This window comes from Pandoraea thiooxydans (assembly GCF_001931675.1).
In the GTDB taxonomy this organism is placed as follows: domain Bacteria; phylum Pseudomonadota; class Gammaproteobacteria; order Burkholderiales; family Burkholderiaceae; genus Pandoraea; species Pandoraea thiooxydans.
Window position 1 is genome coordinate 2845151 of sequence record NZ_CP014839.1, and the last position, 13457, is coordinate 2858607.

The 13457-nt window shown below is 62.5% G+C and carries 10 protein-coding genes; 5 read left to right on the forward strand and 5 right to left on the reverse strand.

From position 1 onward, the window contains the following. Positions 1 to 23: 23 nt before the first annotated feature. Positions 24 to 932: a DMT family transporter gene (locus PATSB16_RS13095; protein WP_047214555.1), complete on the reverse strand. Its 909-nt coding sequence runs from the start codon at positions 930 to 932 to the stop codon at positions 24 to 26. A gap of 237 nt (positions 933 to 1169) precedes the next feature. Between PATSB16_RS13095 and PATSB16_RS13100 the strand changes: the two genes are divergently transcribed. Continuing rightward, on the forward strand, positions 1170 to 2168 hold the full coding sequence (locus PATSB16_RS13100) for a methyltransferase (protein ID WP_047214556.1): 999 nt from the start codon (positions 1170 to 1172) through the stop codon (positions 2166 to 2168). Between the two features lie 94 nt (positions 2169 to 2262). Here PATSB16_RS13100 and PATSB16_RS13105 read toward each other — a convergent pair whose 3' ends face one another. Then, a complete protein-coding gene (locus PATSB16_RS13105) occupies positions 2263 to 3627 on the reverse strand; it encodes an NAD(P)H-dependent oxidoreductase (protein ID WP_047214557.1) in 1365 nt (454 codons plus the stop codon). A gap of 128 nt (positions 3628 to 3755) precedes the next feature. Here PATSB16_RS13105 and PATSB16_RS13110 point away from each other — a divergent pair, with 128 nt between their 5' ends. Next, on the forward strand, positions 3756 to 4760 hold the full coding sequence (locus PATSB16_RS13110) for a LysR family transcriptional regulator (RefSeq protein ID WP_072628647.1): 1005 nt from the start codon (positions 3756 to 3758) through the stop codon (positions 4758 to 4760). On the opposite strand, the gene mdeB is transcribed toward PATSB16_RS13110, so the two are convergent. Then, positions 4746 to 7466 (reverse strand): alpha-ketoglutarate dehydrogenase, encoded by a 2721-nt coding sequence (gene mdeB / locus PATSB16_RS13115; RefSeq protein ID WP_047214558.1) that lies wholly within the window; start codon positions 7464 to 7466, stop codon positions 4746 to 4748. The genes PATSB16_RS13110 and mdeB overlap by 15 nt on opposite strands. Positions 7467 to 7615: 149 nt before the next feature. Here mdeB and PATSB16_RS13120 point away from each other — a divergent pair, with 149 nt between their 5' ends. Together PATSB16_RS13120 and PATSB16_RS13125 are read left to right on the forward strand one after the other, a co-directional pair. Further along, positions 7616 to 8143: an Lrp/AsnC family transcriptional regulator gene (locus PATSB16_RS13120; RefSeq protein WP_047214559.1), complete on the forward strand. Its 528-nt coding sequence runs from the start codon at positions 7616 to 7618 to the stop codon at positions 8141 to 8143. 95 nt (positions 8144 to 8238) lie between these two features. Then, positions 8239 to 8463 carry a hypothetical protein gene (locus PATSB16_RS13125; protein ID WP_047214560.1) on the forward strand — a complete coding sequence of 75 codons (225 nt, stop codon included), beginning with the start codon at positions 8239 to 8241 and terminating at the stop codon, positions 8461 to 8463. 16 nt (positions 8464 to 8479) lie between these two features. On the opposite strand, the gene PATSB16_RS13130 is transcribed toward PATSB16_RS13125, so the two are convergent. Next, positions 8480 to 11440, reverse strand: a complete 2961-nt coding sequence (locus PATSB16_RS13130; protein ID WP_047214561.1) for a putative bifunctional diguanylate cyclase/phosphodiesterase — start codon at positions 11438 to 11440, stop codon at positions 8480 to 8482. A gap of 101 nt (positions 11441 to 11541) precedes the next feature. Beyond that, complete coding sequence (locus tag PATSB16_RS13135) at positions 11542 to 12333, reverse strand: N-acyl amino acid synthase FeeM domain-containing protein (RefSeq protein WP_052892682.1); 792 nt, start codon at positions 12331 to 12333, stop codon at positions 11542 to 11544. Between the two features lie 354 nt (positions 12334 to 12687). Here PATSB16_RS13135 and PATSB16_RS13140 point away from each other — a divergent pair, with 354 nt between their 5' ends. Then, entirely contained in the window at positions 12688 to 13440 is a 753-nt protein-coding gene (locus tag PATSB16_RS13140; protein ID WP_047216553.1) for a YoaK family protein, read from the forward strand. The last annotated feature ends 17 nt before the right edge of the window (positions 13441 to 13457 follow it).

Here is a 13457-nt window from a genome sequence, read left to right on the forward strand (position 1 = left end):
CACAACGCGCGGTGAAAGGAAAATCAGGCCCGCTGCCCCAGCCAGATGCCCGCGACAATGGTCACCAGGCCAGCGGCGTGATACCAATGCGGCCACTCGCCCAATAACAGGGTCGACAGCAGCGCCGCGAACACCGGCGTGAGCGTGATAAAGAACACCGGCAGGTGCGCGCCGGCACGGGCGATAGCCCGGTCCCACGCAAAATACGCCAATAGCGAAGGCGTCGTCGCGACGTACAGCATGATCGCCACGACTTTCCCGCTCCAGTGAACCACCTGGTGCTCAACGGTCAACTCCCAGACCGTAAACGGCAGGCTGACGATCACACCCATCACGATCTGCGCGAACAACAACACCGTCAGCGGCACGGCCGGCCGATTCTTGCGCAGCAGCCAGGTATAGCCGCTCCAGGTAATGGTCGCCACCAGCATGAACAGGTCACCCGGCACGAAATCGAATTGTACGAGGCGGCTCAGTTGCCCGCGCACCAGCACGAGCGATACGCCCACCAGGCAAAGCGCCGCGCCGGCGACATGCCACCCGGCCACGCGCTCGCGGAAAAAAATCACCCCGACCAGCAGCAGGAACAGCGGCATCGATGCGCCGATCAGCGTGACGTTGATTGGTGTGGAGGTCGTGAGCGCGAGGTATTGCAAAGCGTTATAGCTGGCGATCGAGAGCACGCCCATCGCCGTAATCACACCGAGGTTCTGCCGCAGCGTAGCGCGGTGAGCCACGACCCCGCGCCATGCGTAGGGGGCCAGCAGCAGCCCCGCAAACACCCAACGTGCGAAATTCAGGGTGATCGGCGGCACCGCGCCGATCGCAAGCCGACCGACGATGGCGTTACCGGCCCAACACAATGGCGGAAAGGTCAGCAGAAAAAGCGTCAACCAGTTGGGACGGGTACCGCTGGGGGTGGTGGAGATCATTACGCGTCGAACCCTTGGCCTGTTTTCGCCCAATTATGCAACAAACCCTCGCAGCGGTTCTCGCCAGACGCCGCCGTCACGGCATTCAAAGTACCGCCAGTTAAGTTCTTCCCTGACAATCCGCAAAGTAATGTCATTTAATGAACAGATACCTTGCGGACGCGAATACTTCACCACCGCGATGAGCGTAGCCTCGCCTGATCTCGCGGCATATTTTGTCCTTGAACGGGGGTCACAATGAACGGGGTCTCTCCACAGCCTTTTGTCGACGCGATACTCGGCTACCAGAAAACAGCGGCAATCAAAGCCGCGATTGCGCTCGACCTGTTCTCCGCCATCGCCGACGAGGATGGCAAACTGCCGGGCATCGCGAAGCGAGTACAGGCTTCCGAGCGCGGCGTCCGCATCCTGTGCGATTACCTGACGATACACGGCTTCCTCGAAAAAGCGCAGGACCGCTATCGCCTGACGCCCGCGACTTCCACATTCCTCACGACCTCCTCGCCGGCCTGGATGGGCAGCATCGTGGATTTTCTCGCCGCGCCGGAAATGACGGCGCTGTGGCTGGACGATCCGGTCTCGTTCGTGCGCAACGGCGGAGCCGCCGGACTGGGCACGGTCGCCCCCGACAATCCTGTCTGGGTGAAATTCGCGCGCGCGATGGTGCCCTTCGTGGCGCAGACCGCGCAAGGTGTTGCGCATGAGGTAAGCACCTGGGAAAACGCTCCCGGGCGGGTGCTCGACATCGCGGCAGGGCACGGGCTATTCGGCATCGCCATCGCCAAGGCGATCCCGGGCGCGGAAATCGTGGCGTGCGACTGGCAGGCGGTACTCGCGGTGGCCAAGGAAAATGCCGCTGCCGCCGGCGTGATGGCGCGTTATCGCACAATCGTCGGCAGCGCCTTTGAAGTTGACTGGGGTACGAACTTCGACCTGGTGCTGCTGACGAATTTCCTCCATCACTTCGACCCGCCGACCTGCGTCGAAATACTCTCAAAGGCGCGGCGCAGTCTTGCGCCAGGGGGGCGGGTGCTTGCGGTCGAATTCGTCCCTGACGGGGATCGCATATCGCCGCCTTTCGCGGCGGCGTTTTCCTTCACGATGCTTGCATCGACCCCGCACGGTGACGCGTACACCGCGCGCGAATTCGAGCAAATGGGCCAAACGGCCGGCTTCACCAAGGTGAGCGTCGCGTCGCTGCCGCCCTCGCCGCAAAGTCTGATCGTCTTCGCATAGCGCGGCGCCAGGCCCGCACGCTCGAAGCGGGTCACGCCCTCGCGCGAATGGATTGCCGGCGTTCGTGTGCCCGCGCGCGCGGTAGCGGTGGAGCTCAGCGCGCCGCCACCGCGCCCCACTCATCGCGAAAGACCGCCTCCATCTCGAGACGAAAGGCGATCGCCGGATTGGCACGATCGAAACCGACATCGGCCCAACGGACCGGCACACCGGCGGCCACGGCTCTCTCCAGCTTGAGGCCATGCGCGAGCCCGATCGGCACGGCGCCTAGCTCGAGCGACGCCTGGGCAGGAATCACCTTGCCGTACACCGTGAAACCACCCTCGCCGTCGAGCACTTCGCCCGGCTTGAGCGCTCGCTTGGCGATCGACACGACGTCGGCGCGCCAGCCGTTGGTGGAGCCGGTCGGCTCGCCCCGCGTGGCAATGCTCGCCACCGACGTTCCCAACTCGAGCCCGATCAGGTGATAGGGTTTGTAAGTCGCGGCAAAGCGGCCACTGTCGTCTGTCTTGAGACCATACTGCTTGAAGCACTCGCGAACGTAAGCTGTCGGTGCGTCGAATACGACGTAGACACCCCACCGAAGGTCCCGAAACACCGGGCGCCCGTCGCGCTCGAGCGAGGACACGACCTCCACCGTACCCCGCCTGGCGAGGATGCCGCCCTGTTCCATCGGGCGCAGCACGCTGGGCAGGTCGTCCACGCCACAGGGCGGAAACGCCAGGCCATTGTCGGGCGGGCTCAAATCGCAGGCATTGGCGACTGCCGCCATCTCCAATGCGGATTTCGTGCCGTCCAGGAAGGAATTGAACATCTGCGGATTGAAATCGCCGCCGGCGACCTGCTCGGGGGTAAAGCCATAGTGTCCCCAGACCGTATCGGGCGTGGACTGGTGATACACGGGCAGATATTTGGTGCCCTTGCCGGCACACACCACCTCGAAACCGGCCGTGCGAACCCAGTCGACCAGCTCCGCGATCAATGCCGGCTGATCGCCCGAGGCCATCGAGTAGATAATGCCCGCCTGCTCAGCGCGGCGGGCCAATAACGGGCCGGCCAAAGCATCGGCCTCGACGTTGACCATCACCACGTGCTTGCGGTGCTCGCATGCCATGAGCACATGACGAATGCCGGCGGCCGGGCTGCCGGTCGCATCGATCACGATATCGACGAACGGGCTGGCAATCAGCGCCTGCGCGTCGTCGGTCACGAAGGTGCTCGTGCTGCGGGCCGCGTCCTCGAACGATCTGGCCGAGAATCGCTCCGGCGCCCATCCCACGCGCTGCATGGCATCCTGCGCGCGCGCGGGCGACAGATCGGCGATGCCGGTCAGGTGAATGCCGACGGTTCGCCACGCCTGCGATAAATACATTGAGCCGAATTTTCCGGCGCCGATGAGACCCACGCGAACCGGCTTGCCGTCGGCTGCGCGGCGCTGCAATTTTGCGAACATCGACATGCGTTCCTCCTGGATCGGGTAATTTCGGCGCGCGACCGTTTTTTTCTCCAGGCCCGGCGCGAGTGCTTGTTCCGCTGAAGGTTATTCAATACGATGCCCTTGTGTAAATTCGCAAAGGAGCAAAGCTGGTGTGCGCAAAATCACATACCCCAGTTTTCGATTGGGACGACCTCCGCTCCTTCCTGGCCGTTGTACGCGCCGGGCGCCTCACCACTGCCGCCCTGCAACTGCAAATCGATCACTCGACCCTGAGCCGGCGCATCTGCGCGCTGGAGGCCTCCCTCCAGGTGCGGCTTTTCGACCGCCTGCCGACCGGCTACTCGCTGACGCCGGCCGGCGAGCGCCTGGCCGCCGAAGCGCAGGCGATGGAAAGCGTCGCGATCCGCATCTGTTCGGAGTTATCGGAGGCCGGCCGCCGCATGACGGGCTCGATCCGGCTCGCGACACCGGAGGGCTTCGGCACTTATTTTCTGGCGCGGCAACTGCACCTGTTCGCCGAGCAATACCCCGAGGTCAAAGTCGAGCTCATCGCAAACCCCGGCGCGGTCAGCCTGACCAAGCGACAGGCGGATATCGCCGTCACGATGTTTCGCCCCGAGAGCGGGCCATTGCGCGCCAGGAAACTGGCGGACTATGAATACGGGTTATACGGGTCCCACGAATATCTGCGCACGCGGCCGCGGCTCAAAACCCTTGGCGATGCCGCCTCGCATCGTTTGATCGGCTACATTCCGGATCTTCTGCCGACGCCCGCGCACGACTATCTGAAGGAATTTTTCGGCAATCGTCAGGCGGATCTGCAGATCTCGAATATCCTGACCCAGTTGAGCGCCACGCTCGACGGCTATGGGCTCTGCGTGCTGCCCTGCTTCATGGCCGATACTCACCCGGAGTTGGCGCGAGTTCTGCCGCAGACCGTTTGCCTGACCCGCTCGTATTGGTGGGTCACGCACGCCGAACTGCGGGCGCCCGCACTGGTCAGGGCAATGAAGAGCTTTCTCGAGGAAGCCACCGCGCGCAGCCGATCGGCGCTCATGCCCAGCGCCAGCTTCGGCCAGGCGCTGGCCGGCCGGCCCGCCGGCGCGGCATCACCGATGGACGCGCCGGCCAGCGACGATCTATCGCTGCCATGAGCCGGCTTGCACCGGCTTGTTTTTGCCGTATCGCTCACGCGCGCTGACGACGACATCGGCCTCGATCTCGCCGTCGTCGGCGAGCGCCTTGAGAGCGGCAATCACGATCGATGCACGGTCGACCTCGAAGAACCGGCGCAGCGCCTCACGCGTATCGCTGCGGCCGAAGCCGTCGGTGCCGAGCGTCACGTAGCGACGCGGTACATACGCGCGGATCAATTCGGGCACGGCACGCACGTAATCCGTGGCGGCGATCACCGGGCCACTCGACGCGCCCAGCGCCTGGGTCGCATAGGGTGCCTCGGCCGGCTCGCCCAGACGCGCCAGGCGCTCGGCAGCCATGCCGTCGCGCTGCAGTTCCGTGAAACTGGTCACGCTCCAGACGCCGGCCTCGATGCCCCAGTCCTCCTGGAGCATCTGTCGTGCGATCAGCACTTCCCCGAGAATCGCGCCGGCGCCGAGCAGTTGCACGCGCGCCGCGTCGTTCGAAGCTGACGGCAACCGATAAATACCCTTGAGAATACCCTCGCGGACTGCCTGAAAATCTCCCTCCGGGGCCGACGGCTGCGCAGTGTTCTCGTTCATCACCGTGACGTAATAGAACACGTCGTGCTGGCGCTCGACCATCTCCCGCATGCCTTCGTCGACGATCGTCGCCACCTCGTAAGCAAAGGCCGGATCGTATGCCCGGCAATTCGGGATCGTCGACGCCGCCAAATGGCTGCTGCCGTCCTGATGCTGCAGGCCCTCGCCGCCGAGCGTCGTCTTGCCGGCCGTCGCGCCGATCAGGAAGCCGCGAGCCCGCTGATCGGCCGCCGCCCAGATGATGTCGCCGATACGCTGAAAGCCGAACATCGAGTAATAGATATAGAACGGCAGCATCGGCAGATCGTGCACGCTGTATGACGTCGACGCGGCGATCCATGACGACACGGCGCCGGCCTCCGAAATGCCTTCCTCGAGAATCTGGCCGCTCGTATCCTCCCGGTAATACAGGATCGAGCCGAGATCCTCCGGCTCGTACAGTTGGCCAAGCGGCGAATAAATCCCGACCTGCCGGAACAGGCTGGCCATGCCAAACGTGCGCGCCTCGTCCGCGACGATGGGCACCACCCGCGGGCCCAGCGCGTGGTCCTTGAGCAGCGCGCCGAGCATGCGTACCAACGCCATCGTGGTCGACATCTCCTTGCCGGCAGCCTGCAGCGCGAACTGCCCCCAGGCCTGCGTCGGCGGTACGGCCAACCCCTGCGAGGCCGCAGTGCGCCGTCTGGGCAGATAACCTCCCAGGGCCTCTCGCCGCGCATGCAGATATCGCATCTCGGGGCTGTCGTCAGCCGGCTTGTAAAACCTTACTTGTGCGACGTCCTCGTCGGAAAGCGGCAGGCGGAAACGATCGCGGAACGCCTTCAGATCGTCAAAACCCAGCTTCTTCTGCTGGTGCGTGGTCATGCGGCCCTGGCCGGTCACGCCCATGCCGAAGCCCTTCATGGTCTTGGCGAGAATCACCGTCGGCTGGCCGCGATGGGACAGCGCCTGCGCGTAAGCCGCATACAGCTTGCGCGCATCGTGGCCGCCGCGTCGCAGCCGATCGATATCCTCGTCGCTCAATTGCGCGGCGAGTGCCGCCAGCTCGGGATTCTGTCCGAAAAAGCGCGCGCGGTTGTAGGCACCGTCATTGGCCGAGAAGGTTTGAAACTGACCGTCGACCGTATGCGCGAAGGCTCGCGGCAACGCGCCGGTGCGATCGCGCGCAAACAGCACGTCCCAGTCCGATCCCCACACCACCTTGATCACATTCCAGCCGGCGCCGGTGAATTGGGCCTCGAGTTCGTCGATGATGCGCCCGTTGCTGCGCACCGGGCCGTCGAGCCGTTGCAGATTGCAGTTGATCACGAACACCAGGTTGTCGAGCCCCTCGCGCGCAGCCAGCGACAATGCGCCGATCGATTCCGGCTCGTCCATCTCGCCGTCGCCGAAAAATCCCCAGACCTTGCGGCCCTCGGTGTGCGCCAGACCGCGGTTCTGCAAATAGCGCATGAAGCGCGCCTGATAAATCGAATTGATCGGGCCGATGCCCATCGAGCCGGTCGGAAACTGCCAAAAGTCCGGCATTAGCCACGGATGCGGATAAGAGCATAGGCCCGGGCCGGAAATTTCGCGCCGGTAGTGCTGCAAGTGCTCCTCGCTCAGAAACCCTTCGAGGTAGGCGCGGGCGTAGACTCCCGGCGACGAATGCGGCTGAAAATAGACCAGATCCCCACCCGCGCCATCGGCGGCGCCCGGTGCGGCAGCCCTGAAGAAATGATTGAACCCGACTTCGAACAGATCGGCGGCCGAGGCATAGCTGGCGATATGACCACCGAGTTCGCCATACGCCTGGTTGGCGCGCACCACCATCGCCAGCGCATTCCAGCGCAGCGCGGCTCCCAGCCGCTCCTCGAGCTCGAGATTGCCCGGATAAGGCGGCTGCTCATCGAGCCCGATCGTATTGACGTAGGGAGTGATGCGCGCGCGTGCCGATTCGACGCCCAGCGACAGCGCATGCTCGGCCAGCCGGTCGAACAGGTATTGCGCGCGGCCTTTGCCGACGTGCGCGACCACCGCATCGAGCGCTTCGAGCCATTCGGCCGTCTCTGCGGGATCGCTGTCCTCCCTCTCGGTGGCGAGCGCGCGTATCTGTTCGCTACCGCTGGCTAAATTCGTCATGGCAGGACTCCGTGAGAGAAGCGTCAGGGCTATATTAAAAAATTAATTTTAATCATCCCGGAGAAGAATGTTTCTCTCATTTACTGACTTTCATGGTCTTGACCGGTATATTTATTCTGCTTAATTCAATTCCATGGAATATTTATCCTATGACCTCCGTTCCCAAACGGCTCGACCGGATCGATATCGGCATTCTGAGCGAACTCCAGCAAAACGCGCGCATCACCAATGCCGAACTGGCTCGCGCGGTCAATCTCTCGCCGACACCGTGCTTCAACCGAGTACGCGCGCTGGAAAATCTCGGGCTCGTCAAGCAACAGGTCACCTTGCTCAATCCCGAACCGCTGGGCTTGAGAATCAACGTTTTTATCCAGGTGAGTCTCGAGAAGCAGGTCGAGGACGCGCTGCAGCGCTTCGAGCAGGCCATCGCGGAACAGCCCGAGGTCATGGAGTGCTACCTGATGTCGGGCGATGCGGACTATCTGCTGCGCGTGGTCATGCCCGACATCAAGGCGCTGGAGCGCTTTATCCTGGAGCGCTTGACGACCATTCCCGGCGTCTCGAACATCCGTTCGAGCTTCGCGCTCAAGCAAGTCCGCTACAAGACCGCGCTGCCGTTGCCATCATCGGGGCTCACGCTGATCGATGCAGACGACGCCTCAACGGACTGGCGGTGAATGTGCCGCTCAAACAGCGCGAGGCCGGGATGCGCGATCATTGGCCGCCGGTGTACTAGACTGAATCAATGGGTCAAGGATGCGGGAGGCCAGCGATGATCGAAATTTCAGAAACGGTCGGTACGCGTGATTTTTCGGCGCAGCTCGAGCGCAATGGCATCGTCATATTCAAGGAACACGGACACGAGCGCAGCCGGCTGACGTTGAACGACGCGCTCGCCGCACTCGCCGAAGAGCGTGACGACGACGAGGATATCCGTGCGGCGACCGTCGAGGACATGCTGCGAGCGCTGATTCACGATTGCGCCCGTGCGGTCTGAGGCGAGCCGTCCGGCCTCAGTGAAACCCTCGCCGGGCCAGGATCGCCGCGCTGTCCCAGGGGTCGCCGGTTTCGGCGCCCGTCAGGATCGTTTTGACATACGCTTCGATAGCCGGATCCTGGATGAAGTCCGCCGACGAGCGCGCCGCCAGGATCGCGTCGGGCAACTGCGGCCGGGCGATGCAGAATCCCTGGATATAGTCGATCCCGACTTCGGTCATGGCTTTGACGGTGTCGAGGTTGTCGACCCACTCGGCGACGCTGGTCATGCCCAGATTGTGCGATAACCCGGCAATCGCTTCGATGATCGACAGATTCGCCGGATGGGCGATCGCCTGCGTGACCAGCGAGCCGTCGATTTTCAGCAAATCGGCCGACAGGCTGCTCAGGTACGCGAACGACGTGTAGCCCACGCCGAAATCGTCCAGTGCAATCTTGGCGCCAAGCTCACGCGCGCGATCGATAAAGCGCAACGTGTTCTTGATGTCGCGCACCGCCACGCTCTCGGTAATTTCCAGGCAAAGCCGCTGCACCGCGCGTGGATATTGCGCCATGATCGAGAAGGCATCCTCGATGAAGCGCTCGTTGTTCAGCGAGCCGCCGCTAAGATTCACCGAGACGAACTGGGTGCGGTCGAGCATGTCGGCACGCTTTTCGATCCATTCGAGCACATGCACCAGGACCCACCGGTCGATGATCGCGATCCGGCCATTCTTCTCGGCGGTGGAAATCACCTTCCAGGCCGGCTCGACGGTATTGTTCTCGCCGTGCATTCTGAGCAGCACCTCGAAGTTCAGCGATGCGAACGGCGCGCGCAGCGACATCAACGGTTGCATCACCAGGAACAGCCTGTCGGGCGCCGAGTCCAGACCAAAGCTCTTCAGGATTCGCATTTCTTCCTCGAGCTGATGGAAGACCGGCGAATCCTTCTCGCAGATCGCCAGATCGGCACTGCCCTGCTTCGCTTCCTGGCACGCCCGATCCGCGCTGGAGATCGTCTCGGCAACGCCCATGCGGTCGGTGACCTCGACCAGTCCGACACAGCAGCCCACGCGGAACGCCTTATCCGCAATGACGAACGGCATGGCCTGGATCGCGTCGATCATCTTCTGGCACGTGATGGCCACCAAATCGACCGGCTTATCCAGGAAAATCAACACGAACTCGTCGCCGCCAATCCGGCCGAGCACGTCGTTGTCGTCGAGATGAGGCTGGACTCTCAGGCATATCTGGCGCAATACCTCGTCGCCGGTGCCGTGGCCATAAAGATCGTTGATGAGCTTGAAGCGATCGAGGTCGAGATAGCCGACCGACAGGCTGCGCCCTCTCGCGACCTGGGCCACCCCGTAGTCAAGCCGCTTTTCGATGCCGCGCCGGTTCAGCACGCCGGTGAGCGGGTCATGGTCAGCCAGAAAACTCAACCGTTCGGTGGCATGGACACGCTCGGTAATGTCCTGCAACGATCCCTCGATATGCGCACCCGCCAGCTTGGCCCGCACCATGAACCACATGCCGGCATGCCGCGCGTCGACGCTTTCGATCTCCATTTCGGCGGTCGCGCCGGCGGTCACGCGCTGGCTCAGTGCAGCCCACGAGACCGGGCCGAAATAGTCGGCCCAGGTATGCCGCGCCCATGACACCTCGCGCCCCAGCATGGCCTTGAGCGTCGGATTGCCCCGCAGCAGCACCCCGTTGGCGTCCAGCGTGAACAGCCCGATCGGCAGCTCGTTGTACGTGCGGCTGAGTTCGGCCTGCGCGCGCCGGCGTTCCAGCCGCTCGTCGCGCATCTGCTGCGAAATCGCCAAGGCTGCCATCAGGCTCGAGAAAAGCGCTGCCGTGACGCTATTCACGTACACCAGCAAGCCTTTGAATCCGAGCCAGGCGGCCACGACCTCGCTGAATCCGGAGAACATCGCAATAATGAGCGAGATGCTGAACCAGACCGCCACCTTGGAGCGGGTCACAAACAAAATGCGGCACAGATAGAAGACGATAATGCTGCCGGCAATGCCGGTCATCGCCCACATGCCCGGCAGGTACCACGCATATGGCAATGCCACCATCGCCAGCATCGGCAGGCAGGTCCATTGGTTCCAGCGCAGCAGCCAGCGATGACCGACCCGCTTGAGGTCGTCGCTGAACAGCCAGCCGAACAGCGTCACCGTCAACATGTAGTAGACGGAGATATTGAGCTTTCTGGCGAACAGCAGCCAATGCACCGGGATTTCCTGACCCAGCCATTGGGCATCCCATCCGGTCGACAGCGCCGCCAGCCGGAGGTTGGCAACCAGCCAGGCTGAAAAGACGATGTAGATCCACTCGCGATTGATCAACGCGGTGAGCAACACGAACAGCGCCAGGATGCCCAACCCGCCGTCGAGCAAACCCGAGTCCCGATCAAATGCCTGGATCGCCGAGTCGAACGACTCGCTGTCCCAGTACCTCACCGTCAGGCGCGCCGGGCCGGCGAAGTCCCCGCGGCACAACAGGCGCTGGCCGTCGAGATGAGCGCCGGTCAGTGCGAAACCGGCTCTGGCAAGCATGAACGCACCACTTGCCCCGCCTCTGTCGGCACGCCCAAGCAACTGCATCGTATTGGCGTCCCAGCACGCGATGTCGACGGCATGGCGGGACGGAAATTCAATCACCGAGCGAGCGCCGAAGCGCACGGGCACCGCGACGGTGAACCAGACCGGCGCCGTGGACAGATGAGTACGGTGGAAGGGTTTGGCCGGCGCGGCGTCCAAACGCGTCAACAATGCCGGCGTCGGCTCCGATGTGTTCGCATCGGTCACAAGCGCATGAATGTCGAGCGGCGTGCCCTCGAGCAGCGGGTATTGCGTGTGCCAGAGAAACAGCGCGACAACGGTAATCGCGGCAATCCCGATCGGTGCGAGGTAAACCGACAATGCGTAAAGCAACGATTCGATGAATCGATCCGAAGCTCGCTTACCTGTTACCCCCGTGTCCGCGGACATCCATTTCCTCTATTTGAAAATGTTGGCCACAGTCCCCGCCAGGGGCACTGCGGCCTTCATCGAAAAAACGCGGACTATTTTTGTCGGTACTGCATCACCCATCACGCCTCCAGCGAGAACTCCGCATGACGCATGGTCCGATGGCGCGTCTCGAAATCCTGCAAAAACTCGGGCAGGTGATTTTGATGCCCGACATCGATGTCCGGATGGTGCGTGCGGAAGTATAGATCATACAAAGGGTGCTCGACTTCCGCCCAGCGCTCTTTTGCCGTATCGATCTCATGGCAAAAGACGCGATGTGGAATATTACCAACGTGCTTCATGGGAATGAAGCCCAATTGCGGAAACACATCCTGGAACAGCAGCGCCTCATACTGACGGTCGAGCGGCGAGCGCGCCGTGATCACCATCCAATCGATCCCTGTATCGAGGCAATGCATGTAGAACGCCTTGAACAGCAGGGTTTTCACCAATCGTCCGACCCGGTCCGGCGAAACGCCCAGGCGGGTCGCCTCGGCCAGCACGCAGCCCTTGAACCGCTCCGGCAACTGCACCGACTGCTCCAGGCCAAGCGGGCGGAAACGGTTGGTCTGGATCCGCATGCTGCCCAGCGGAGCTCCGTCGAGCTTCGATTCCGCCAGCAGAATCATCGCGCCGTCTTCAAAATCGTAGGCTTCCGGCTCTTTCAAACCGGCGGCGAGATCCGGCACATGCCTGGCATAGGCGGCATGACGGATCGCCACGGCTTTGTCGATATCCTGCTCGCTACGGGCAATCCGCACCGTGAACGGCAACCGCTCGACCTTGGTCTTGTTCGCCGGTGCCAGCATGGCGGCAAGGTGATGGTTAGTATTGTTGAGGGTGTTGGCGTGGGAAATGATCTGATCGCGCATGGTATGGCTCCATTAGGTGTGGTAGACGACTGAATTACGTCATGTGTATTTTTGTGATACACCGCTAAAGAATGCCACGAGTTTGCCGTTATACGTACTGTGGCATTACCAGCAAGCCCTCCAGAGGAGCTGCGTCTCGACGAAAAAATAGGGTCAGATTCAAGGGCGCATACTGCGTGACTACGGCGCGGTTCGCCGCGACTCCCCCTTCCGCTCCGAAATGCCGCCGCAGCGATGGCCCATGCGCGCCGTTTTCTTGATCCAAGCCGCGTCAGGCGAGGTTTTTTTGGTGCAAACTTGGCGTATCGGCCGGTGCGTTCGCCCGCCAAGCCCCCTCCTGATTATTTTTTCACCATGCCGATCGAATATCTTCGCGGTTTCACCCATCCGGCCCGCACCGAGCAAGCCAATCGCCGCCTGGGCTATTCACTCGCGTTCGTTGCGGGCGCGGCCAATGCCGGCGGCTTTCTGGCGGTCGGGCAATACACGTCGCACATGTCGGGCATCGTATCGTCGCTGGCCGACAATCTGACGCTCGGCGAGATCGGCCTGGTGCTCACGGGACTGGGTTCGCTGCTGGCCTTCACGATCGGCGCCGCCACCTCGGCTATTCTCGTCAACTGGGGGAGGCGGCATCATACGCACAGCGAATATGCGCTGCCCCTGATGCTCGAGGCGGCGCTGCTGTTGTGCTTCGGCCTGCTCGGGGCCAATCTCGAGCAACATCACCTGCTGTTCGTGCCGATGACGGTGCTCCTGCTGTGCTTCGTAATGGGCCTGCAAAATGCCATCATCACCAAGATCTCGAGAGCCGAAATCCGTACCACCCATGTCACGGGCATCGTCACCGACATCGGCATCGAATTGGGCAAGCTGTTCTATTGGAATTTCGGAACCCACGACAAGAGCGGGCCCAAAGTCTGGGCCAACCGGTCCAAACTGGCGCTGCTGGCCGGCTTGCTCGGCATGTTCATGCTCGGCGGCCTGTCGGGCGCGCTCGGGTTCAAGCACATGGGATTCATTGCGACAGTCCCTTTGGCGACGATTTTGCTCGCGCTGGCCGCAGTCCCCCTGTTGGACGACTTGGCCGGTCGACTGCGTCATTGACGGCGGCAGCCGGATCG

Bases quoted from the DNA above. Each gene is read 5' to 3' on its own strand.
- PATSB16_RS13095 (WP_047214555.1), bottom strand. From the start codon at position 932: ATGATCTCCACCACCCCCAGCGGTACCCGTCCCAACTGGTTGACGCTT.
- PATSB16_RS13100 (WP_047214556.1), top strand. From the start codon at position 1,170: ATGAACGGGGTCTCTCCACAGCCTTTTGTCGACGCGATACTCGGCTAC.
- PATSB16_RS13105 (WP_047214557.1), bottom strand. From the start codon at position 3,627: ATGTCGATGTTCGCAAAATTGCAGCGCCGCGCAGCCGACGGCAAGCCG.
- mdeB (WP_047214558.1), bottom strand. From the start codon at position 7,466: ATGACGAATTTAGCCAGCGGTAGCGAACAGATACGCGCGCTCGCCACC.
- PATSB16_RS13120 (WP_047214559.1), top strand. From the start codon at position 7,616: ATGACCTCCGTTCCCAAACGGCTCGACCGGATCGATATCGGCATTCTG.
- PATSB16_RS13125 (WP_047214560.1), top strand. From the start codon at position 8,239: ATGATCGAAATTTCAGAAACGGTCGGTACGCGTGATTTTTCGGCGCAG.
- PATSB16_RS13130 (WP_047214561.1), bottom strand. From the start codon at position 11,440: ATGTCCGCGGACACGGGGGTAACAGGTAAGCGAGCTTCGGATCGATTC.
- PATSB16_RS13135 (WP_052892682.1), bottom strand. From the start codon at position 12,333: ATGCGCGATCAGATCATTTCCCACGCCAACACCCTCAACAATACTAAC.
- PATSB16_RS13140 (WP_047216553.1), top strand. From the start codon at position 12,688: ATGCCGATCGAATATCTTCGCGGTTTCACCCATCCGGCCCGCACCGAG.